Origin of the sequence: Geomesophilobacter sediminis (assembly GCF_016458275.1) — a bacterium.
Classification (GTDB): domain Bacteria; phylum Desulfobacterota; class Desulfuromonadia; order Geobacterales; family Geobacteraceae; genus Geomesophilobacter; species Geomesophilobacter sediminis.
In genome coordinates, this window is the sequence record NZ_JAEMHM010000034.1 from 8,800 (window position 1) to 32,443 (window position 23,644).

Below are 23,644 nucleotides of genomic sequence, written 5' to 3' on the forward strand. Positions count from 1 at the left end.
ATAAGAGCGTACAGTCAGCGAAAGTACCTATGCTTCGGCATGCTTTCCTCGTTCCCTTTCGACCGCTTCCGATACACCTTCCCCCCTCCACCCCACCTTCTCTGGAACAGCTTGCACGGTTCCTTTCAGAGCAATTTGCCGCTTGAAATCCTTCACAACGGCCTAAAGTTCAGAAAACGCAGCGCCAAGTAAAGGAAAAATGCGTGAGTCTAGCCGCTCTTGTTGCATTCTATGCCAATCCGGATGAAGCCCGTGAAGCCCATCGAAAACTGACCGGCCATGGCCATCGGCGGGTAACCTTGGTGCACCAGGCGCTCGATGGAGCGGTCGTCAACGCCGACCCTTTCGACTGGCGTCTGGCCCTCCGGGTGGCCCTGGTAACCCTTACGGGGTTTGCGGGGGCGGCCGGTGCGCCGTTTCTCCTGCGCCGGATGCAGCTGCCGGCCGGTTCCCTTTCCGCGATCCTTGCCGTGGCGGTCATCGGAGCCCTGGCCGTCTGGTTCGGGCTGCGCCGCTCCCGGCACGGAGTGGATCCCGCCCTGGTGAGCGATCATGCCCGCACGCTCCTCCCCGGAGAGACCCTCCTTTTGTTGCAGGCACCGGTGGCATCGCTGCCGCTTCCCATGGCCCTCTTGCGGGAGGGAAACGACAATCCTCCGGCGCTCTTCGTCCTGCATCCCAAGAGCGAGCGGCGTGCACAGGGGCGGGGGACCAAGGCCAAGCTTGCCCCGGCTCAGGTCCAGGAACACGCCCGGCGGCACGCCCGGGAGCAGCAGGTTGACCCGGGACCGGGGCAAAGCGACGAGTTGCTCAAGCGTCTCAGGGAGTCCCGGCGCCGGGTGCGCCAGGTCTGCGCCGACCTCGGCGCGGCGAGCCGGCTGGAACTGAAAGCGACGCCGGCCGCCGACTGGATCCTCGACAACGAGTACCTCCTGGACGGCAATGCCCGCGACGTCCTTTTGAACCTCCCCAAGAGCTTTTTCCGGCAGATGCCGACCCTCGCGGCGAACCCCTACCAGGGGCAGCCGTGCATCTACGGGCTGGCCAAGGACCTCGTCGCCCACAGCGAGCTGCACCTGGACCGGGAGAGTGTCCTGGCCTTCATCGCCGCCTACCAGTCCGAACGCACCCTCTCGATCGGCGAACTCTGGGCCACCCCGCAGATGCTGCGCATCGCGCTCATTGAAGGGATCCAGAATCTCGCCATCACCGCCCTCGCGGACCTGCGGGAACGCCAGCTGGCCGATTTCTGGGCCAACCGGCTCGTTGCCGCCAACCGCAGCGAGGTGAACCAGCTCTTCGGTGTCCTCGCCGAACTAGCGCTCGCCGAGCCGACCCCGACCCCCTACTTCGCAGCGCAATTGGTGGGGCTCCTCTACGACGAGGCGGCCGCTCTCGCCCCGGTCCAGACCTGGCTGGAACGCACCTTCAAAAGCCCGCTGCACGAGGTGAATTCCCGTGAGCAGCATCGCCAGACCCGGGAGCAGATCTCCTGCGGCAATGCCTTCACCAGTCTCCGGCAACTCGCCCTTTTGGACTGGCGGGAGATCTTTGAGAAACTGAGCCGGGTCGAGGAGATCCTGCGCCGTGATCCGTCCGGGATCTACCCCGCCATGGACTTCGCGACCAGGGACCGCTGCCGCCGTGCCGTTGAAGAGCTCGCCCGGGGCTGTTCCGCGAGCGAGACGGAGGTCGCGGCGGGTGCGGTCGACCTCGCGACCGGGGCCGAGCGCGCCGGTACCAAAGACGAGCGGCTGCACCACGTCGGTGCCTGGCTGGTCGGGGAGGGGCGCCCCGAGCTGGTGCGGCTTGTATCCGGCCGCGAGACGCCGCGCCACCGCCTGCTGGCGGGGATCTACCGCCACCATGGCGCCGTCTACGCCCTCGGGATCGGCGGCGGCTTTGCCGCACTCTTGACCCTCTTCGCCGCTGCCGCCCTGCCGGCCGGTTTCGCGGCGCTTCCGGGCGGCACCCCCCTTGGCCTTGGGCTGTTGCTTTTGGCGGTGATCCCGTTGAGCCAGTTGGCGATCGAGGTGGCCAATTACCTGGTCACCCGGCTCCTGCCGCCGCGCCCCTTGCCCAAGATGGATTTCCAGGTCACGGGCATCCCCGATGCCTTCCGCACCCTGGTCGTCGTGCCGATGCTCCTGGTGAACGAGGCAACCCTGCGCGCCGAGGTGGAGAAGCTGGAGATCCGCTACCTCGCGAACAAGGAAGCCAACCTCTTCTTCAGCCTGTTCACCGACTATACCGATTCGGCCTCCGTTACCCGTGAAGACGACAGCCACCTCATCCAGAGCGCGATCGCCTCCCTGGAAGAGCTCAACGAGCGCCACCCGGGCGGGCGATTTTTCCTGTTTCACCGGGAGCGCACCTGGAGCGAGTCGGAGCAGAAATTCATCGGCTGGGAAAGGAAAAGGGGAAAGCTTGAGGAGCTGAACGGGCTGATCGACGGGACCCGGGCCGAAGACGCGGAGCGCCTGGTGTACCTGGGCGACCCGGACCGCCTGGCGGACGTGCGCTTCATCATCACCTTGGACAGCGACACCCAGTTGCCGCACGGCACCGCCCGCCGGCTGGTCGAGACCCTGGCCCACCCGCTGAACCAGCCCCGCTTCGACCCGGCCGGTACGATCATCGGCGGCTATACCATCATCCAGCCCCGGGTCAGCCCGACCCTTACCTCCACGAGCGTCTCGACCTTCAGCCGCCTGTTCGCCGACGCGGTGGGGATCGACCCCTACACCCAGGCGGTCTCCGATGTCTACCAGGACCTGAGCGGGGAGGGATCCTACCACGGCAAGGGGATCTACGACGTGCGCGCCTTCAGCCGCGTGCTGTCGGGGCGCTTCCCCGAGGAGTGGGTGCTGAGCCACGACCTGATCGAAGGGGCTCACGTCCGGGTGGGGCTCGCCAGCGACATCGAGCTCTACGACGAATTTCCCCAGGGGTACCAGAGCTACTCAAGCCGGGCTCACCGCTGGATTCGCGGCGACTGGCAGATCGCCGGGTGGATTTTCCCGAGCGTGCCGCAGGCCCCGGGAGGGCGCCGGTCCAACCAGCTCTCGCTTTTGAACCGCTGGAAGATTCTCGACAACCTGCGCCGCAGCCTCTTGCCCGCCACGAGCCTCGCCCTGCTGATTGTCTGCTGGTTATGCTCGCCCAGGGCGGGGGCCCTCGCCTCCCTGGCGGTCGGCATGCAGCTCCTCTTTCATCCCCTGGCCCAGCCCTTCACCATGGCGACCACCCGCAAGGGGCTGAAATACTTCGCCCTCTCGAAGCTGGCGCACGACCTGGTGCGGGCGGCCGCCGACGCGGCGCTCTTGCCCCACCAGGCGGCGGTGGCCCTGGATGCCATCGCCCGGGTCGCCTACCGTCGCCTGGTTTCCGGGCGCGATCTTCTGGAGTGGACCGCCCAGGCCACCCACTGGAGCGCCTCACGCCGGCAACCGCTCTTCGTCGCGAGCCTCGGGCTGGGAACTCTCTTCAGCGCGGGGGTGGGGGGGATGCTCTGGTCCCTCAGGCCGCAGAGCCTGCCGCAGGCCCTCCCCTGGCTCGCCCTCTGGTTCTGCTCCCCGCTTTTGGGGTGGCTTTTGAATCGGCGCCCCGCCGAGACGGCCGGGACCACGCCGGTATCCGAAGACGACCGGCGCTTTTTGCGGGAGGTGGCGCGCCGCACCTGGCGCTACTTCTCGACCTTCGTCGGCCCCGACACCTGCTGGCTGCCGCCCGACAACTTCCAGCGCGCCCACCAAAACCGCCTGGCCCTGCGCACCTCTCCCACCAACATCGGCCTCTGGATGACCAGCGCCCTGGGGGCCCACGACCTGGGCTACCTGACCCTGGACCAGCTCCTCGACCGGCTCGCCGGCACCATGGAAAGCATCCGGCGCCTGGAACTTTTCCACGGCCACCTTTTGAACTGGTACGACATCGGCACCCTGGCGCCCCTGGAGCCCCGGTACGTCTCCGGTGTCGACAGCGGCAACCTGCTGGGCGCCCTGGTGGCGCTGGAACATGGGCTCGCCGAGCTGGCGCAGGCCCGGGTGCTGGACGACCAAGCCTTTGCCGGCCTTTTGGACACCGGCGCCATCCTGAAACGGGTGGCGGGCCGGGAGCGGCTCGGGGGCTTCGACGTCGACCTTTTGGACCAGCTTCTGGACGAGTGGGAGCATCCGCCGCTTCGGGCCGTCGACAAGCTGCGCCTTTTGCGAAAGACCGAGGCGAGCCTCCGGGTTTCCCTGGTCCCGCGGGGGGCGGCCTCGTGGGCCGACGAGATGGAGGACCAGGTGGTCGCCTGGATCGCAACCTCGGAGCGCTATCTCGGCTGGATGCAGATCCTTGCCGAAAAGAGCGCCGGCGAACTCACTCCGCTGGGGCCCGAGGCCCTGGCCGCCCTGGGGGAGGATCTCGCCCGGGCGCCCTCGCTTAGCGATCTCGCCGGAGGGCGGGTTGCCTCGATCGGCATCCTGCGCGCGCTCCGGGGCGGGGAAACCGGTGCGCTGGCCCCGCTTTCGCCCTGGATCGACCGGGTCATCGCCTCCTTCCACTCCGCGCAGTGGCTTGCCGGCGAAACGCTGGGAAACCTGGAGCGGCTGATCGCGCAGGTCCGGGCCCTGGGGGCCGGGATGAACCTCGAGTTTCTCTACGACCCCCGGCAAAAGCTGTTCGCCATCGGCTACAACGTCTCCGCGGGGCGCCTGGACACCTCCAGTTACGACCTTTTGGCCAGCGAGGCGCGGCTGGGGAGCTTCGTCGCCGTGGCCCGGGGGGACGTTCCCCTGGAACACTGGTTTTCGCTCGGGCGTCCCTACGGCGCCATCCGCCGGCAGCGGGTGCTCCTTTCCTGGACCGGAACCATGTTCGAATACCTGATGCCGCTGATCTTCCAGAAGAGCTACGCCAATTCGCTCCTGGACCGGGCGGCCCGGCAGGCCGTGGCCGTCCAGATCTCCTATGGCCGCGAGCTCGGCGTGCCGTGGGGGATTTCCGAGTCCGCCTTCGCCGATCTCGACCTGGAAAAAACCTACCAGTACCGGGCCTTCGGGGTGCCGGCACTCGGGCTCAAGCGTGCCGTCGAAGAAAAGCTGGTGGTCGCTCCCTATGCCTCTTTGCTGGCGCTGAACCTCGCCCCCGCCGAGACGGTGCGAAATCTCAAGAGCCTCGCCGGGCTCGGTCTGCTCGGCGACTACGGGTATTACGAGTCGATGGACTTCAGCCGGCAGCCGCAGCGCCAGGGGGGAAGAGGGGTCATCGTCGAGGCGTACATGGCCCACCACCAGGGGATGGCGTTTCTCTCGCTGGTGAACTTCCTGCAGGGTGACCCATTCCCGCGCCGTTTCCATGCCGATCCCCGGGTGCGGGCCTTCGAGGCCCTCTTGCAGGAACGGATCCCGACCCTGCCGCCGCTGCAACTGATCTCCGACCGCAAGATCGAGCCGCAGCTCTTCGCGGCCGAGCTGGTCGCCCCGGCGGTAAGCAGCTTCAGCACGCCCCACACCGCCACGCCGAGAAGCCTCCTGCTCAGTAACGGCCGCTACGGCCTGATGGTCACCAACAGCGGCGGGGGGTACAGCCAGTGGGGGGGACAGGAACTCACCCGGTGGCGCTCCGATCCGACCCTGGACGGAGGGGGGATCTTCTGCTACATCCACGAGGCCGAAGCGGACCGGCTCTGGTCCAGCACCTATCACCCGGTCGGCGGCGAGATCGCCGGGTACAACGTCGAATTCACCCTGGACCGGGCGGTGTTCCGCCGCACCGACGACGGCATCCACACCGAGACGGAGATCTGCGTCTCTCCGGAGGACGATGCGGAGGTGCGCCGGATCACCCTGGCCAACCACTCCACCCGCCCCCGTCGCCTCAACCTCACGAGCTACGTGGAACTTTCCCTGGCGCCCCACAACGCGGACCGCCAGCACCCGGCCTTCAGCAAGCTGTTCATCCAGACCGAGGCGCTCCCCGGGGCGCAGGCGCTCCTGGCCCACCGGCGGGCGCGCGGTACGGCGGATGCGCCGCTTTTCGTGGCCCACAGCCTGACCCTGGAGGAAACCGGCGCCGACCCCGCGCGGGAGGAACCCTGGCAGTTCGAAACCGACCGCGGGCGCTTCATCGGCCGCGGCCGCACCCTGGCGAACCCCATGGGAGCCGCGGGGGAACTCGGCAACAGCCAGGGTTACGTGCTGGATCCGATGCTGGGGGTCCGGCGCAGCATCACCCTGCAACCGGGCCAGAGCATCCGGGTCTCCCTGGTGCTCGCCGCCGGAAAAAGCCGCGACGAGGTCCTTTTGCTTCTGGACAAGTACTCCGATCCCCACGCGACCGAGCGGGCCCTGGATTTCGCCTGGAGAGCGGCCCAGCAGCAGCTGCAGCTGCTGCGCATCCAGCCCGACGAGGCGCGCCGTTTCCAGCAGCTGGCGAGCCACCTCCTGTTTCCCAACCGCACCCTGCGCGCGCCGGTCGAACGGCTGGCGGAAAACCGCAAGGGGCAGGCCGGGCTCTGGCCCTATGCCATATCGGGCGATCTTCCCCTGGTCCTGGTCACGGTGGGCGAGGCACGGGAGGTGAGCCTGGTGCGCCAGATGCTGCAGGCACACACCTACTGGCGCATGCATGGCCTGGCGACCGACCTGGTGATCCTCAACGAGGAGGCGGCGAGCTACCAGCGGCCGCTCCAGGAGCGGCTGGAACAGCTGATCCAGACCCACGCCCTCTCCGCCGCGTCCGAGCTCGCGGGAGGCATCTTTCTCCGGCACGCGGTCCAGATCCCGGAAGGGGACCTGGACCTTTTCAAGGCCGCGGCCGGCATCTATCTGGTGGCGGCACGCGGTACGCTCCCCCAGCAGCTCGGGATACCGGTGGAGCCCCCCGAGCTTTTGTTGCCGTTCCCCAAAAAACGGATCCCCCGGGACCCCTCCGCGCCGCTCCCCTTCCTGGAGCTCAACTACTTCAACAGCCTGGGGGGCTTCACCCCGGACGGGCGCGAGTATGCGATCTACCTCGGCCCCGGCACCAGCACCCCGGCTCCCTGGGTGAACGTCATCGCCAACCCGAGCTTCGGCACCCTGGTGAGCGAAACCGGCTCCGGCTGCACCTGGTACGGAAACTCCCAGCGCAACCGGCTCACCGGCTGGTCCAACGACCCGGTGCTGGACCCCCCGGCCGAGGCCCTTTACCTGCGCGATGAGGAAAGCGGGGTTTTCTGGTCGCCGACCGCGGCCCCGATCCGCGAAGCGACCGCCTACCGGGCCCGGCACGGGGCGGGGTACTCGGTCTTCGAGCACAACAGCAACGGAATCGAGCAGGAGCTCACCGTATTCGTACCGGTCGACGATTCGGGCGGTCAGCCCGTCAAGCTGCAGCGCCTGCGGCTCACCAACGCCACCGCCCGAAAACGCCGGCTCTCGCTCACCTACTACGTGGAACTGACCCTCGGCGAGAGCCGCGAGACCTCGCAGATGCACGTCGTCACCAGCTGGGACGAAGAGTCCGGGGCGCTTTTGGCGCGCAACCACTACCACCCCGAGTACGGGGAGCGGGTCGCCTTCGCGGCATTGACCCCGCGCCCCGAAAGTCACGGCGGCGACCGGACCGCCTTCATCGGAAGAAACCGCACCCTGGCCGACCCGATCGCCATGGAATTCACCGGCCTGTCCCGCAGGACCGGGGCCGGGCTCGATCCCTGCGCGGTGCTCCGGGTGACCCTGGAATTGGCCCCCGGCGAGCGGCGCGCCATCACCTGTCTTTTGGGCGAGGCCGGTTCGGCCGCCGAGGCCAGGGAACTGGTGCTGGGCTACCGGGAGGATTCGGCCTTCGAGGATGCGCTGGAGGCGACCAAAGCCTGGTGGGACGACCTGCTCGGCACCGTGGAGGTGCAGACCCCGGAACTCGCCGCCGACCTCCTGGTCAACCGCTGGCTCCAGTACCAGTCCCTGAGCAGCCGGATCTGGGGACGCACCGCCTTTTACCAGTCGGGAGGAGCGTTCGGTTTCCGGGACCAGTTGCAGGATGCCATGGCCTTTTTGCAGGCCCGCCCCGCGCTGGCCCGCGAGCATATCCTCCGGGCCGCCGGCCGGCAGTTCCCGGAGGGGGACGTCCAGCACTGGTGGCATGAGCCTGCCGGAGCCGGGATCCGCTCGCGCATTTCCGACGACCTCCTCTGGCTCCCCTACGTGACCGCGCAGTACGTCCGGTCCACCGGCGACGCGGGAATCCTCCGGGAAGAGGTCCCCTTCCTGAGCGCCCCGGTGCTGGCCGCCGACCAACACGAGGCCTTCGGCACCCCCGAGGTCACCTCGGAGCGCGCCACGCTCTTCGAACACTGCGAGCGCGCCCTGGCCTGCGGGCTCACCATCGGCCCCCACGGGCTCCCCCTGATCGGGACCGGGGACTGGAACGACGGCATGAACCTGGTGGGTGCCGAGGGGAGGGGGGAGAGCGTTTGGCTCGCCTGGTTTCTCTGCGATTGCCTCAAGGGGATGGCCGAACTCTCGGAACTCCTGGGAGAGCCCGATCTCGCCCGGGGCTATCTCAAGGAGCGCTCTGACTTGGTCCAGCGGGTGGAAAAGTGCGCCTGGGATGGCGAGTGGTATCTGCGCGGGACCTTCGATGACGGCAGCCCGCTCGGATCGGCGGCGAACGCCGAGGCGAGGATCGATTCCCTGCCGCAGTCCTGGGCCTGGCTTTGCGGCGCGGCCGACCCGGAGCGCGCCGACCGGGCGCTGGAATCGGCCTGGCTGCACCTGGTGCGCCAGGAGGAGGGTCTGGTGCTGCTGTTCGAGCCCCCCTTCGAAAACGCCGACCCTTCCCCGGGGTACATCAAGGGGTACCCCCCGGGGGTGCGCGAGAACGGCGGACAGTACACCCATGCCGCCCTCTGGATGGCCATGGCCCTGGCCCGCAAAGGGGAGGGGGATCGTGCCGCGCAGCTACTGCGCCTGCTGAACCCGATCGAGCATGCCCGCGATGCGCAAGGTGCCTGGCGTTACGGGGTCGAACCCTACGTGATTGCCGCCGACGTGTACCGTCTGCCGGGGCGGATCGGCCAGGGCGGGTGGTCCTGGTATACCGGATCGGCGGCGTGGATGTACCGGGCCTGGGTTGAAGAGGTGCTGGGACTTGTGGTAAGAGGTGGGGAGCTGCGGGTCAATCCCGTCATTCCCGCGGCATGGCCCGGCTTCAGCATGCGCTACCGGCATGGCGAGTCGCTCTACGCGATCCGGGTGGAGAACCCCGAGGGTTGCCAGGGCGGGGTCGCCTGGGTGGAGATGGACGGGAAACGGCTAGCCGGTGGCGTGATTCCCCTGGAGCGCGGGCTGGTGCAGCACCAGGTCGTGGTCCGGATGGGGCGCCCGGAGCCGGTTGCCGCCCGCCAGGGGGGGTAACCGCACGGGGCGCGCGGTTGCCCCCCCTGGCGGGCCCCTCTCACCTTTGACTCGAAACGGTTGTCACTCCTATACTGGGAGTGACAGCTGAGGGCTCCCCGGGATCATCGTTGCCGGTGCGGCGGGCCAAATCCGCCGATCGCCAGGGATCAAGCGGGGGAGCGCCTTGGGCTCGCGCGGTGAGGAGGCAGCTATGGGAATCATGGATGAGGTCAAGGAGAAGTTTGGCCGGGTCTCGGCAGCGGAGTCGAAGAGCGGGTCGCTCTTGAGCGGCGTGATGGAGATGTTCTCCGGCCAGGGGACCGGCGGGCTGCAGGGACTGGTCAGTCTGCTGCAGCAGCGAGGGCTGGGGGATAAGGTTTCCTCGTGGGTAGGCCGGGGAGAGAACCGGCCGATCTCGCCTGAGGAGGTCAAGCAGGGGCTGGGGAGCGACCGGGTCAGGGATCTCGCCAGCAGGTCGGGCATGTCGGAGGATGAGGTGGCAAACCGGCTGTCCCAACACCTCCCCGATTTCGTGGACAAGATGACCCCCGACGGCCAGGTTCCGGAAGGCGGGAGCTGGCTGCAAAGGGGGATGGAATTTCTGAAAGACCGGTTCCAATGAATAAACCGCGCCAGGCGGTACGGCAGGCAGGGAAAGCCCTGGAAGGTACAGGGCTTTTTTCATACAGCAAAGCGATCGACGGGGGGGACATGCTATCGGCGTCGTGGTGGTATTACCATGGATAGATCTTCAAAAAACCGACTGAACCTGCGGCATCTGCCGCTCTTTGCCGGCGGCACGCTCTTCGACAGGATTGCCCGCACGGTCTGCCGGGCCGAATGCCTGCCGCGCAAGGAGCTCTACGAAGCCTGGGAGGTGGCGCGCCGGGTGCACCGACGCTTTTGCGGCGGACGGGTCGTCGACCTCGCCGCGGGGCACGGCCTGCTCGCCCAACTGCTCCTGCTGCTGGACCGGGACATTCCGGAGGCGCTGGCCGTGGACCGGCACATTCCCGAGAGCGCGGCCCTGCTTGGGGCGGAACTTCGGACGGAGTGGCCCTGGCTCGACGGTAGGGTGAGCTTTCTGGAAAAGGATCTGGAGGAGGTCGCGCTGCTGCCGGACGACATCGTCGTTTCGGTGCATGCCTGCGGCGGCCTGACCGATCTGGTGCTGGAGCGGGCCATGGCGGCCGGGTGCCGGGTGGCCGTACTTCCCTGCTGCCATGATTTGAGGCGTGCCGATACCGGGGGGCTGCAGGGATGGCTCGATGGCCCCCTCGCGGTGGACGTGACCCGGGCCGCCCGGCTTCAGGCGAACGGCTACCGGGTTTACACCCAGACCATTCCCGGCGACATCACCCCGAAAAACCGCCTGTTGATGGCCGAACCGGTCCGATGACGGGGGCTGGCCCAGGTGGCGTGTCGGACGGCGCCACGGCATTACCGCCGACCGGGTTTTTCCTTGTTGCCTCCGCGGCCTCGCCGGCCCGCTTCCAGCGGCGGTGCACCCAGTACCACTGGGTCGGGTGGGCCACCACGAACTCTTCGACGTAGCGCGACAAGGCTTGCGTCTCCTGCCTCATCCCTTCCTCGCTCAGGTCCTCGCCGAGGAGATGCTCCGGATGGAAGGTGATCACGTGCCGCTCCCCTTCGCGATGGATGAAGACGGGAACCAGGGGGGCGCCGCTTTTACGGGCGAGCTGCACCGGGGCCTTGGAAGCCCAGGCCTTGCGTCCCATCACCTCGATCAGGACCCCATCCGCCGGAAGTGCCGCCTGATCGGCGAGGATCCCGACCAACTGTCCCCGCTTCAGCGCGGTCAGGATGCTCCGGAACGCCCCCTTCTTGTAGATGACCCGGCTGTTGTAGCGCATCCGCATCCGTTCCACCATCCGGTCGAAGTAAGGGTTCTTCTGGCGGTTGGCGATCACCGCGCCCTCGCCAAGGAGACGGCCGATGGCCAAGGCCATCAGTTCCCAGTTGCCGCAGTGACCGCTGACGCAGATCATCCCCTTGCCCTTGCTTTGGGCCGCCTCGAAATGCTCACGTCCGCGCAGATCGATGTTCGTCACCACCTCTTCCCCGCGGTCATGGTAGAGCCAGCAGACCTCGATCAGCGACCTCCCCATGTTCTGGAAGTTTTCCCGGGCCAGTCTCCCTGAGCATGCGGGGGATGCCGTCCAAAGCGGGTGGTGCTCCATGAAGGGGAGTGCGCGGTTGATGTTGTCGAGAAGGATCTTGCGGCGGTTGAAGAGGATGCAGGAGAGAAGGAAGCCGATTCCTGCCGCAAGGCGGTCCAGGAGGGCGGCAGGTATTAAGGTTGCGCCAAGGGTGAGACAGTAAAATCCAGCGGCTTGAACCATCCAGATGATTCGCTTCACAGTTGCTCCCACAATCTACTCATTTCCACAACGTCGCGCTGGATTCGAGGTCCGGTCCCGGCTCCGCGATGTTCAGCACCTTCAACGTACCGGAAGCGGTGCTGCCGGCGCCGCTTACTCGGTGTCCGGTTCGGTCGGTGCTACGGCTGCGAGTTCGTGTTCGTCATCGGGATCGACTTCGACCGGGCCAGCGGCTTTCTCTTGCTTGCGCAACAGTTTTTCTTCCTGTTTCTTTTTCTTGTCCAATTCCTTCTGACGTTTTTGGAATTTAAAATTGGGTTTAGCCATTGGATTTCCTTATTGTTGGTAGGGCTGGAAAGTAAGAAGGTCAGGTCGTTTTCGGTAGGTGCGGGTAGGGAGTGCCGGTCAATTTCCTACAATATACTAACCTTTTACTACCTATTCCGACTGCTCTGCGTGCGGATTTGAAATAAAAAAAGTTATCTTCCATCGTGCACGTCTGTGGCCGTAATAGCAAGGATATTCTTGATCAGAATTTTGCCGATATTTCTATCAATTGCCGACGCTGGTAAACAGATAAGTACACGTATTGATAGAGATAATAACTGAATTTTATCGGGGCTGATGCCGTGGTGGAAGGTGTCGTGTCTCTCATTTTTACTGACGAATGAAATTTTAATCGCTTGCTATATCGGCTATAAATTGTTAATGTCTAGTAAGTAGGTAACAAGTTTCGGATAAAAACAGCAGCATTACTTGGAGAAAGAAAGTACATGACAAACGGAAGAGTGAAATGGTTTAACGACAGCAAGGGTTTTGGTTTTCTCGAGCAGGAAAATGGTGAGGACGTTTTTTGCCACTTTTCCGCTATCAGCGGCGACGGCTTCAAGTCCCTGGTCGAGGGAGACAATGTGACGTTCGACGTGGTCAAAGGACCGAAAGGTCTGCAGGCTGCCAACGTAAAACGGGTCTAAGCAACTCCGGCCCGCTATCGGCGGCGGCATCGCTGCTGCCGTCCGATACAAGGTTTCGACACGCGACGAGGCCCCTGGAATCCAGGGGCCTCGTTCATTTTGTGCGCCCTGCCGTACCGGTCAACGCGTAACCGGAGCCGGGAGGGAGCAAGGGGCGTGGGGAACCGGTTGCAGGCAGACAAGGAAGGCACCCGTTTTCGAACCGGTGCCTTCTTGCATTCAGGGACCGGTACTTTCGGTGCCTGCTTTACGCCACGGCGGCACTAGCCGTCCAGTGCGGCCTGCAGGTCGGCAAGCAGGTCGCCGATGTCCTCTAACCCGCAGGAGAGACGGACCATGCCGTCCACGATCCCCCGGCGGGCCCTTTCTTCCGGCGCCATCCCGTGATGGGTGACCAGAACCGGCTGGGTGATCAAACTCTCGGTCCCTCCCAGGCTAACCGCGATGGTGAAGAGTTCGAGACGGTCCACCATCCGGGCCGTAGCCGCCGCGTCGCCGTCATAGACGAAGCTCACCATCCCGCCGAACCCGCGCATCTGCCGCCGGGCGATCTGGTACCCGGTAGCTTCGGGGAGCCCCGGGTAATTTACCCGGATCACCTTGCGGTGCGTGGCAAGGAACTGGGCGACCGCCAGGGCATTCTCGTTTTGCTGGCGCACCCGCACGCTCAGCGTGCGCAGGCTCCGGGCCAGCAGATGGGCCACCTCGGGAGCCATGATCTGCCCCAGGTTCTTACGCCACGCCCAGACCGGCTCCAGGAGGGCTTTCGATCCGATAACGGCCCCACCGGTCAGATCGCTGTGTCCCCCGAGGTACTTGGTGGTGCTGTGGATGACGATGTCTGCCCCGAGATGCAGCGGGTTTTGGTTCACCGGGGAGGCGAAGGTGTTGTCCACCACCGTCAGGGCTCCCGCGGCCCGCGCCGTCTGCGCTATGGCCGCAATATCCAGTATTTCCATCCCCGGATTGGTCGGCGTCTCGAAAAAGACGATGCGGGTGCGGGGGGTGATCGCTGCGCCCAACCGCCCCAGTTCTTCGCCCAGGAGAAAGGTCGTTTCGATGCCGAGATTGGGGAGGTTATTGGCCAGCAGCTCGAAGGTGCCGCCATAGACGTCTCCGATGCAGACGATATGATCTCCCGTCCGGCAGTGGGCGAGAAAGGTCGCGGACTCGGCAGCCATCCCCGAACCGAAGACGTAAGCCGTCTCGCCCCCCTCCAACAGCGCGAGCTTTCTTTCCACTGCCTTGATGGTCGGATTGTGGCCGAAGCGGGTATAGAGGTTTCCCGCCTTGCGCCCTTCGACGACGTCGACTAACGCCTGGGTGGACGGAAAACCGAAGGTGGAATGGTTGTAGAGGGGAACGTGGATCCCCCCTTCGGGGTCGAGCCGTTCTCCGCCGTGGACGCAAATGGTGGAAAAGCCCGGTTTTTCTTTGCTCATGGCAAGATCCTCTTGTCGTGGAAGCTGCTGAAAGCACGGTAAGGTGGTTTCCCTCTTACCAGATATCGGTCCGAGGGGGGACCGGTCAGGAATGAGGAGTAAAGTACCTCTTCTCGGGAAAGTAGCAATGTCTTGTGGCGCGCTAAAAGAGCAAAGGCTCATGGGGCCACCAATGGTCATCGCCCTTTTCTGGGGACTGGCTCCGCAGGTGCCGGTCCCCCCTGGACGGACCTTTCCCCTCAGCTGCTGTCCCGGAACGCCTCGGACCTTTTCCCCTTGACAACGGTGCGGTGAACCATTATTTTGAGCTCACTTCTAAAGGGGAGTAGTTATCGGCCACCTAAAAAGGCCGACCCGGACTTCGTCAATACGGTCGCAAGACCCGGAGCCGGGGCAGATTTTTCTGTCAACAAGACCTTTATCCAGGCAATCGTGCCAAGGGTAATGGTCTTTTTTTATTACCTTCGGCACCATCCGGGGCCACCCGGCACCGAGCGTTCGGAGGTAATGTCATGCAAGACAACCAGCCAGCAGTCCCTCTTTTCTATTCTCGCCTTCCCGTTGCACCCTTTCGCAACACAGTCCCTGGTCCTGCCTCTGTTCCCGGAACCTTTGCCGCTCGCGGCACGGGCTCGGCTGCCGCTTTGCGCGCCGCGGCGAAGCCTCTCCGACAATGGGAGTTCGCCCCCTTGCGCAGGGTAGCACCGGTAACCTCACCTTGTATCTCGCTGCCTGATGGGGACTGATCCCTTTGGACCTGGCTTGCCGATCCGCAGGTTTGGGCGGCGCTGATAACGTTGAGCGCACTGGAGATCGTGCTCGGCATCGACAACATCATCTTCATCTCGATCCAGGCCGGGAAACTGCCGGCAAAGGGACACCCGGTGTCCCCCCACGGTGTTGCCCACGCGGCAACCGTCCACGATGCATTCAAGGAGGGAGTAGATATGCAAGGCGAAAACCTGGCGCTTGCGCCAACGAGGAGGACCTTCAGGAAAAAGGAGTCCAAGGGGTTGAACAACGTCGTCTCGCTGCGCATCAGCGACCAGGAGAAACGGGTCCTGGACCGGATCAGCGCGGCCACCCAGAGCAACCTTTCCGACCTGGTGCGCAAGGCGCTCGACTTCTGGCTTGCCACCCGCAGTGGCATCCGCATGGAGCCTTGAAACTGCGCTGCGAACACCACCACTTTCAATGCTTGAACAACTTCAAGGAGGAGCAGACACCATGAACAACAAAAACAAGGGAGCAAAAATTTTCGCCGTACTCGCCGCGGTCCTCATGATGAGTGTGACCGTCATGGAACTCAATGCGGAGGCGCGTGCCGGTTCCAGCCGGTCGGCGGGCAGCCGCGGCAGCCGAAGCTACTCGCGTCCGGCCGCCTCGAGCCCGTACTACCAACCGAGCCCGATGCGCCAGCCGGCGCCGCCGATCTCGAACCGCTACCAGCAGCCCGCCGGAGGCGGGTTCTTGCGGAGCATGGCCGGCGGCCTGGTGGGGGGCATGCTGGGCGGCATGTTGTTTAGAAGCATGGGGATGGCCGGCGGCATGGGAGGCATGGGGGGCGGCGGTATCGGCCTCTTCGAGATTATCCTCCTGGCCGGTATCGGTTATCTGATTTACCGCTTCGTGAAGAGCCGCCGTCAACCGGCCGCCGCAGCGTCCCGCTACCAGGGCGAGTACCAGGCCGGCGGCTATCCGTCGGGATACCAGGACGGCAATCAGGACGTGACGCAGCCGTCCGGTTCCTACCGCCAGGTCGATGATTCCGCGGCCGGTGCCGACCTGGAGAACGGGATCGCGCAGCTGCGCCAGATGGATCCCCATTTCGACGCGCAGCGCTTTAGCGATAACGCCATGGACATCTTCTTCAAGATCCAGGGGGCCTGGATGAATCGGGATTTGGCCCCGGTGGCGGGGGTGCTCACCGCAGAGATGCGCGGCATCCTGCAGGAGGACGTGAGCCGGCTGCTGCGCGAGCGGCAGGTGAATCGGCTGGAGAACATCGCGGTGCGCAAGGTGGAAATCGCCGAGGTCTGGCAGGAGGGGGGGCAGGACTACGTGACCGCCCTGATCCAGGCGAACCTGCTCGACTACACCACCGACGAGACCGGCACCGTCTTATCGGGGAGCAAGAGCGACCCGGTCAAGTTCCAGGAATACTGGACCTTCACCCGTCCGGTGGGCGACAACCCCTGGACGCTGTCCGCGATCCAGCAGCAATAGCGGCGCTACCGGAGTTCCGCCTCGCCTGGGAGGCGGAACCCCTGCTGTAGACTCCCCATGCCGGGGTTCTCGCACAAAAGAACAAAGGCACCCGGTTTTTTCCAGGTGCCTTTGCCATGCGTCACCTTACGAGGTGCCTGTCCCCAAGACGTTAGGGGGCCGATACGATGTTGGAGTACGGGCTTTCCTCTCCGGCACTGTTGTAGGCGGTGACGGCGAAGTAGTAGGTGTGGCCGGTTTCGAGCCCGCTGATGACTGCCGTGGTCTGGTTCGACACGTCCACCGGTGAACTCCCCTGCGTCGCCCCAGTCCCGGTAAACGGGGCCGAGGGCGAATCCTCGCGGTAATAGACCTTGTAGCCGGCTAGATTATCCGGCGGATTCGGGTTCCACTGAAGGGTCACTTTCCTCGAAGCAGGGGCCGTAGTAGTTGTCCCTCCCGAGGTCGGAGCAGTGGACGAACCGCCCCCTGACGTTGGCGGAGCAGTGGAAGAGCCCCCTGACGTATCGGCCGGCGCCGACGCAGGCGCCTGCACCGGAGCGGATCCTTTTCCGCATCCCTCTGACAGCAACAGTGGTAACCCCAATGCCAGGGGTAGTAACATCCTGATCCTCATGACACCTCCTTCCGAAACTGAAACCACACGATCCGCACCCGTTTCGTTATGCCCGGTCCAGTCGTCTATCCGGACCCGGGCAGGGCCTTCCCAATATAGAGGAACTACCTTTAGGGCGGAGTGACTCCGGTCACCGTAATGCGGATCAGCTCGCGGATGCTGGTCAAAGAATGAATGAAACCGGGATGAACACGATGAAGGGGATGGTCATCCAGGTGTCCCATCCCCTTCATCCCTGTTGGACCGGGGATGGCCTTTTCCGGGCTGCATCCGGCGGGTAAAGAATTCCGGGTAAATGATCCTCCTGCGGACCCGATGAAGTGTGGTATCTGAAAAAACGATTATTCATATCTTTAAAATTAATAATTTCAATTGGCCTGCGCAGAAGGTATCTGCTACTATTCCGCCGCTTGGCTCGCCTAACAGCGGCACCAGGCGCAGCGAATACTGATTTTGTGGGAGGCTGTATCAACATCGCCGGGATCGACATAGGCTCGCGCAGCATCGAGTTCGTCATCATGGATGCCGAGACGCTGCAGGTCACCGAGCGTTTGCGGCGCGAAACCTCGATCGATCTCGCTGCGCAGCTCAGGGAACTTAAAGAGAACTACCGCTGGAACGGGATAACCTCGACCGGGTACGGGCGGTTTCTTTCCCAGAAGGTGCTGGGGGGTGAGGCGGCCACCGAGATCAAGGCCTATGCCACCGCCGCCCATCACTATCACCGGGATATCGAAACCGTGATTGACCTCGGCGGCCAGGATACCAAGGTGCTTTCCCTCGACCGCCGCAGCGGGCAACTGCTTAAGTTCGAGATGAACGACAAATGTTCCGCCGGGACCGGCAAGTTCTTCGAGATGATGGCGGCGACCCTGGGGCTCAGCCTCGACGAACTCGTGGCGGCCGCGCAGAGAGGGTCGCGGTCCTTCGAGATCAACAGCACCTGCACCGTCTTTGCCGAATCGGAGGTCATCTCCCTTTTGACCTCGGGGCGCTCGGTGGAAGACATCGCCCGGGCGGTGCACGAGTCGCTGCTCGTGAAGCTGGTATCGCTTCTCTCCAGGATCATCACCACCGAAACGAGATCGGTGCTCTTCGTAGGGGGAGGCGCCAAGAACGGCACCCTGGTCCAGTTCCTTGCCGATGCCCTCTCGCGGGAGGTGGTCGTGCCCGAGTATCCCGACTTTTTCGGCGCCTACGGCGCTGCCCTGGTAGCGAAAAAAAGCCTGATCCAGGCTTGAATATGGAGGACGTATGGGAAACCTAACCCCGCTTTTCAACGATGAGTTCACCGATCTTCCCCTGAAACGAGCCCTGGCTCAGGTACTGAAAAAGCGCGACGCCGGTGCCAAGGTCGTTGGGGCTTACTGCTCGTATGCGCCGGTGGAACTGATCTGGGCCATGGGCGGAGTCCCTGCCGTCCTCTGTGCCTTTTCCAACGCCGCCATTCCCAAGGCGGAGGAGACCCTCCCGGCAAACCTCTGTCCGCTCATCAAGTCCAGCTACGGTTTTATCGAGCTGAAGACCTGCCCCTTCTTTGAGGTGACCGATGCGGTCGTCGGCGAGACCACCTGCGACGGCAAGAAGAAGATGTTCGAGCTGATCGCGGAAAAGCGGCCGCTGCATGTCCTGGACCTCCCCCAGTGCCCGACTAACGAGGGGGCGGCCGCGTACTGGCGGCATTCGATCAACGGGTTCAAGACGTTTCTGGAAAAGAGTTTCGATACGTCGATCAGCGAGGCGGCTCTCGAGCAAGCCATTCAGGAAACCAACCGGAAAAACCGCCTGGTGGAGCAGATCCTCGGCTTCGGTGCGCACCGGCCGGCGGTCATTACCTGGCAGGAGATGTACGACGTCACCAGCTACGCCATGGTGACCGGCGGCAGCGAGGCGATCGAGAAATTGCAGGAGATTCTCGCCATCCTTACCGAGCGGCGCGAGAAGAAGATGTTCACCTCGCCGGAAGGAACCAAGCGGGTGCTGCTGACCGGTTGCCCGGTCGGCGGCGATGTCCTGAAGGTGTTGAAGCTGGTCGACGAGGAGGGGGCGGCGATCGTGGGGCTGGACAGCTGCACCGGGCTCAAGGCCTACGCGGGAAGGATCGAAGAGAAGAGCGGCGACCCGCTCCTGGCGATCGCCCAGCGCTACCTCCAGATCCCGTGTGCCTGCATGACCCCCAACCTGAGACGCATGGAGGTCCTGAAGGAGCAGGTGGACCTGCTCAAGCCGGACCTAGTCATCGACCTTGTCCTGCAGGCGTGCCACACCTACAACGTCGAGGCGGTGAAAGTCGAGTCCCTGGTGCGAAACGAGCTGGGTACCAACTACCTGAAGATCGTGACCGACTTTTCCTCCCAGGACGTAGGGCAGCTCAAGACCAGGATCGGCGCCGCCCTGGAGATGTGCTAGGTCGCTTGAGGCCAAAATAAAAAAGGCACCCGGTTCCGGCCGGCTGCCTTTTTTATTTTCAGGATCGGCAGGGGGAAGCTTGCACCCGGAGGTACCGGTCCCCCTGCGAATCCCATCTACAGGCCAGCATGCCTAAACCGCAGACAGCACCCTGCCGAGCCGTTGTCTCATCCTCTCGCCCATCGGTATTTGCCCCGAGTCCAAATGCCTGGCCTAACGTCCTTTCACAAACAGCGCCTGGTAGGGCCATTCAAAGATGCCGCCTTCGAGGATGGTCATCCGGTCCTCAGACACACCCTTTGATTGGAGATAGTTGTAGCTGTTCTTGGCACCCGACTTCCCGCGGGGACAGATCACCACCACCGGAGCCTTGGATGCCTTGATGACGGCCAAGGCCTGGTCCAGACGAGCCTTTTCCACATCGGTTTTGGCCGGGAAGGCATTGGTTTCAATGGAGCCGGGCAGGTGGTGTTTTTCAAAATCGGCAGCCGGCTGGATATCCACCAGGATGACCGGCTTTTTCTGGTCCAGCAGCTCCTTCAATTCCTGGGGCTCGATGTAGTTAGCCGCCAGTGCAACAGTTGCCGATGCCAGGGTAAGGGCCAATGCCAAAGCAAGTTTCTTGAACACGGTACCGCTCCTTTGTATGCAGAAAATTGAATGTCATTGGTACCAGCAGAAGACCAGAATGGCAAATTGATAATTTGGTTGGAACAGGGCATCAGTATCGGTATTGACGATATGCTTCGAGTGGGGGACCGGTGCCAGGTCTTGAAAAATCAGGTTGCCGTTGTTGCGTCAGCGTGCAGCGTGCAGCAGACGGGTCCTCCCCTTCAACGTGCGGGCCGGTGGGGGGGGCTGACCGTAATCGGTATGACGTTTGTTGTTAAGCGTCCCCGCCTTTGGCTCCTTCGCTACGCCTCTGTCAGTAAATGCAAGAAACGGTCATGCTTCTGACTCAGCTATCCGTCACCTTTTGGATTAGAGTACCAAGTGCCAATGCTTCAGCGTTTTCCCACCCTCATCATCCACCCATTACCATTCCCAGCAGCTTCTTGAGCGTGAGAAGCCTGATCGGAAGTTGTCTACTTTATTGTTTTAGTTGGCCTTAACAGTGTAATTCTCACAAAAGTGTGGTATATGCCAGCGTGTAATTACAGAAAGGTGGGATCGTGTCATCCCGTTTGACATGGCCCTTCCGTACAGCTCGATTTTCGCCGCAACCATTCAGGCGGGGCAGAGCAATCAGGTAAGGGCGGAAACGAAGCATGCCTTGGATCATCATAGCTGCGGTAGCAACGGCCAGCTCAGTATTCATCCTGATGCTGGTCAACACCTATCTCTACCACACCTACCGGGAACGGTTCATGAGAGTGTGGGCCTGGGCTTGGGGGGTGCACACCCTCAGGTACCTCTTCCTTATTGCCACGGTCCTTTGGCCCTCCAGCCGACTTTTCAAGGAGCTCAATTACCTCTGCATCATTTCCAGCGCGGTTCTGCTGCTGACCGGAACCAGAATCTTCATGGGGAAACCGGTGGGCCGAAGGGACATTCTGGTCGGGCTCCTCATTGCGCTTTGGACCGCAGCGACGATCACCATGGGAATGCCGGCGATGAACGCGGTTATCCCCCTGTTTGCCTTCCTGTCCTACACCTACATTCACACCGGGATTCAATTCCTGAGGGGGGCGTCCCAGGGGCGACAAGCCAGTCGCATCACCGGCTGGCTGTTCATCGTGTGGGGGGTGCACCAAGCCGATTATCCTATCCTCCGTCCCCTTGCCTGGTTCGCTCCGTGGGGGTTCCTGATCGGAGGCATCCTTGCCACCACGGTGGCGATCGGAATGATACTGATCTATTTCGAACGGACGCATCAGGCCCTAAGGGAGAAAGAAGATCGGCATGAAAATCTGATCGTGTCATCGCACAACTGGATCTGGGAGGTCGATGCGAATGCGGTCTACACCTACGCGAGTCCTCAAATCCAAAGCCTCTTGGGCTATGCCCCGGAAGAAGTCCTGGGCAAGACCCCGTTTGACTTGATGCCTGAAGAAGAGGCTACTCGGGTCAAGAGCCTTTTCAATGCGATAGCTGCCCGGCAAGAGCCATTCTTCCGTCTGGAGAATACCAACCGGCACAAGAGCGGGATGCTGGTGGTGCTGGAGACCAGCGGGGTCCCTTTTTTCGATAGCCAAGGCCGGTTCTGCGGTTATCGCGGCATGGATCAGGACATAACTCATCACAAACAGGCGGAAACTCGAAGGGATCTCAGCAACCATGTGCTGCAACTGCTCAATGATTCTCGTGATCTGAAGGTATCGATCGAGCAGGTGATCGACCTGTTGAAGACCAGGATCAATCTCGATGCGGTGGGAGTTCGGCTTAAGGAGGGGGATGACTATCCGTATGTGGCGCAGTCCGGGTTTCCCCCGGACCTGCTTATGCCTGAGAATACTCTGGTCAAGCGGGGGCCCCAGGGTGAGGTGTGTCGGGATTCGGATGGGGGCGTCTGCCTGGAATGCACCTGCGGGATGGTCATAACGGGCAAGATCCCGAAGGACACGCCGCTGTTCACCGCCGGGGGGAGCTTCTGGACCAACGACGCCTTGGCCCTGCTGCGTCTGCCAGTCGACCAGAATCTCCGCGATACCGCGCGTAACCGGTGCATCCGGCATGGCTACGCATCCATCGCCTTGGTCCCGCTGCGCTACAAGGAAAAGATCGTCGGCTTGATCCACTGCATGGACCATCGAAAAGACCGGCTCTCCCTGGAGTTAATCGAGTGCCTGGAAGGCATCGCCGCCTATCTTGGGGCGGCGCTGACCCGGAAGTGGTACGAGGAGGAGCGGATCAATCTGGAGAAACAGCTCCAGCAGGCTCAACGGCTGGAATCGGTCGGGCGCCTGGCGGGTGGGGTTGCCCACGACTTCAACAACATGCTGGTTGTCATCATCGGCCACGCCTCGCTGGGGCTTTTGGAAACCGGGCCGGATCATCCCTCCTACAAGCACCTGCAGGCGATAAACACGGCTGCGGAGCGTTCTGCGGATCTGACCCGCCAGCTGCTCGCCTTTGCTCGGAAGCAGACCATCGAGCCTCAGGTTATCGACCTCAACGATACGATCTCGCGGATGCTCAAGATGCTGCAGCGGCTTATCGGCGAAGAAGTGGAGCTGAGCTTTGAGCCCGGCGCCACGTGCTGGCCGGTGCGGATGGACCCCTCCCAGATCGACCAGATCATGGCCAACCTGTGCGTCAACGCCCGGGACGCTATCGTGGGGGCCGGAAAAATTACCATTGAGACCGGCGCACTCGTCGTGGATGCAGCCTACCGGATCCGCCACCCGGAAGCTGGTCTTGGAGAATATGTCTGGGTTTCGGTCCGTGACAACGGATGCGGTATGGACCGCCAGACCCTGTCCCACATCTTCGAACCCTTCTTCACCACGAAGGCGGTCGGTACCGGGACCGGCCTTGGGTTGGCGACCATCTACGGGATTGTCAAACAAAACAGCGGGTTCATCAATGTTGACAGCGCGCCGGGCAAAGGCTCTACCTTCACCATCGGAATTCCCAAGCACACGGGGACCGAGGCCGGCGCATCTGCACCGGAGCCCGCTGTGGGAGTACCGGGGGGCCACGAGACCATCCTGCTGGTTGAGGACGAACCGGCCATTCTCCAGATAACCGCCGAAGCCGTGAGGAGCTGGGGGTACCGCGTCCTGCTGGCGAGCTCACCCGGTGAAGCGATCCGGTTGGCTCATGAGCAAAAGGAGGGCATCGACCTCTTGGTGACCGACGTGATTTTGCCCGAAATGAACGGCAAGGATTTGGCGCTTTGCCTCCAGAGCGCGGGGGCCGACCTCAAGTGTCTGTTCATGTCCGGTTACACGGCCGATGTCATCGCGCCACACGGAGTTCTTGACCAGCGCAGTCACTTCATCCAGAAGCCGTTCTCGTTGCCGGCGTTGGCGTTGAAGATTCGCGAGGTTCTGGACCAAGTGCCGACACAGCTGATCCTCCCTGAATCTTCCCGATAACGATCATCCTCTGTGCAGTCGAGGGCCCAACTGATCCATCCGGTTGGAGCCCACGTTCCCGGGGTAGCCGCCGGTGCCCCACTCCGGTGCCACACACTCCACACTAGTGCCCCCCACTCCAATCGGTGCCCCAATCGGTGCCAGGTCTTGACGGCCTGTTGCCCAAAACGATTCAAAGGTTTGGGGGTAAACGTCCGGTTCCGTGGGGCGGAAGCAGTAGTTGTCCG

The 23,644-nt window shown here is 63.2% G+C and carries 14 protein-coding genes and 1 pseudogene; 10 read left to right on the top strand and 5 right to left on the bottom strand.

Annotated elements, in window-relative coordinates:
- The first annotated feature begins 203 nt into the window (after positions 1-203).
- The 3 genes from JFN93_RS24855 (at position 204) to JFN93_RS24865 (ending at position 10,767) form a co-directional block, all read left to right on the top strand.
- On the top strand, positions 204-9,386 hold the full coding sequence (locus JFN93_RS24855; RefSeq protein ID WP_199387090.1) for a GH36-type glycosyl hydrolase domain-containing protein: 9,183 nt from the start codon (positions 204-206) through the stop codon (positions 9,384-9,386).
- A 106-nt stretch (positions 9,387-9,492) separates the two neighbouring features.
- Complete coding sequence (locus JFN93_RS24860) at positions 9,493-9,990, top strand: YidB family protein (protein WP_407931908.1); 498 nt, start codon at positions 9,493-9,495, stop codon at positions 9,988-9,990.
- A gap of 117 nt (positions 9,991-10,107) precedes the next feature.
- Entirely contained in the window at positions 10,108-10,767 is a 660-nt protein-coding gene (locus tag JFN93_RS24865) for a methyltransferase (RefSeq protein ID WP_199387092.1), read from the top strand.
- Here JFN93_RS24865 and JFN93_RS24870 read toward each other — a convergent pair.
- Together JFN93_RS24870 and JFN93_RS24875 are read right to left on the bottom strand one after the other, a co-directional pair.
- Complete coding sequence (locus JFN93_RS24870) at positions 10,724-11,749, bottom strand: lysophospholipid acyltransferase family protein (protein WP_199387093.1); 1,026 nt, start codon at positions 11,747-11,749, stop codon at positions 10,724-10,726. The two genes, JFN93_RS24865 and JFN93_RS24870, sit on opposite strands and share 44 nt — an antisense overlap.
- 114 nt (positions 11,750-11,863) lie before the next feature.
- The gene (locus JFN93_RS24875; RefSeq protein WP_199387103.1) at positions 11,864-12,037 is read right to left on the bottom strand and encodes a hypothetical protein; all 174 of its coding nucleotides are present in this window, start codon (positions 12,035-12,037) and stop codon (positions 11,864-11,866) included.
- A 446-nt stretch (positions 12,038-12,483) separates the two neighbouring features.
- On the opposite strand from JFN93_RS24875, the gene JFN93_RS24880 reads away from it, so the two are divergent.
- Positions 12,484-12,684, top strand: coding sequence for a cold-shock protein (locus tag JFN93_RS24880; protein WP_199387094.1), 201 nt, complete (start codon positions 12,484-12,486; stop codon positions 12,682-12,684).
- 263 nt (positions 12,685-12,947) lie between these two features.
- On the opposite strand, the gene JFN93_RS24885 is transcribed toward JFN93_RS24880, so the two are convergent.
- Complete coding sequence (locus tag JFN93_RS24885; protein WP_199387095.1) at positions 12,948-14,126, bottom strand: trans-sulfuration enzyme family protein; 1,179 nt, start codon at positions 14,124-14,126, stop codon at positions 12,948-12,950.
- A gap of 788 nt (positions 14,127-14,914) precedes the next feature.
- On the opposite strand from JFN93_RS24885, the pseudogene JFN93_RS24890 reads away from it, so the two are divergent.
- From JFN93_RS24890 to JFN93_RS24900, 3 genes and pseudogenes are all read left to right on the top strand, one after another.
- Positions 14,915-14,995 (top strand): annotated as a pseudogene (locus tag JFN93_RS24890) (TerC family protein); the annotation flags it as partial.
- Between the two features lie 78 nt (positions 14,996-15,073).
- Positions 15,074-15,292, top strand: a complete 219-nt coding sequence (locus tag JFN93_RS24895) for a ribbon-helix-helix protein, CopG family (RefSeq protein WP_199387101.1) — start codon at positions 15,074-15,076, stop codon at positions 15,290-15,292.
- A 61-nt stretch (positions 15,293-15,353) separates the two neighbouring features.
- Positions 15,354-16,352 carry a Tim44 domain-containing protein gene (locus JFN93_RS24900; RefSeq protein ID WP_199387096.1) on the top strand — a complete coding sequence of 333 codons (999 nt, stop codon included), beginning with the start codon at positions 15,354-15,356 and terminating at the stop codon, positions 16,350-16,352.
- A gap of 151 nt (positions 16,353-16,503) precedes the next feature.
- Here the strand turns inward: JFN93_RS24900 and JFN93_RS24905 are convergent, their stop codons facing one another.
- The gene (locus JFN93_RS24905) at positions 16,504-16,968 is read right to left on the bottom strand and encodes a fibronectin type III domain-containing protein (protein ID WP_328754594.1); all 465 of its coding nucleotides are present in this window, start codon (positions 16,966-16,968) and stop codon (positions 16,504-16,506) included.
- Positions 16,969-17,423: 455 nt separating this feature from the next.
- On the opposite strand from JFN93_RS24905, the gene JFN93_RS24910 reads away from it, so the two are divergent.
- Together JFN93_RS24910 and JFN93_RS24915 are read left to right on the top strand one after the other, a co-directional pair.
- Positions 17,424-18,209 (top strand): acyl-CoA dehydratase activase, encoded by a 786-nt coding sequence (locus tag JFN93_RS24910; protein ID WP_199387098.1) that lies wholly within the window; start codon positions 17,424-17,426, stop codon positions 18,207-18,209.
- Positions 18,210-18,222: 13 nt separating this feature from the next.
- Complete coding sequence (locus JFN93_RS24915; RefSeq protein WP_199387099.1) at positions 18,223-19,377, top strand: double-cubane-cluster-containing anaerobic reductase; 1,155 nt, start codon at positions 18,223-18,225, stop codon at positions 19,375-19,377.
- Positions 19,378-19,590: 213 nt separating this feature from the next.
- Here JFN93_RS24915 and JFN93_RS24920 read toward each other — a convergent pair whose 3' ends face one another.
- Positions 19,591-20,007 (bottom strand): rhodanese-like domain-containing protein, encoded by a 417-nt coding sequence (locus JFN93_RS24920; protein WP_199387100.1) that lies wholly within the window; start codon positions 20,005-20,007, stop codon positions 19,591-19,593.
- A gap of 638 nt (positions 20,008-20,645) precedes the next feature.
- Between JFN93_RS24920 and JFN93_RS24925 the strand changes: the two genes are divergently transcribed.
- Positions 20,646-23,417 (top strand): ATP-binding protein, encoded by a 2,772-nt coding sequence (locus tag JFN93_RS24925; RefSeq protein WP_236021963.1) that lies wholly within the window; start codon positions 20,646-20,648, stop codon positions 23,415-23,417.
- The last annotated feature ends 227 nt before the right edge of the window (positions 23,418-23,644 follow it).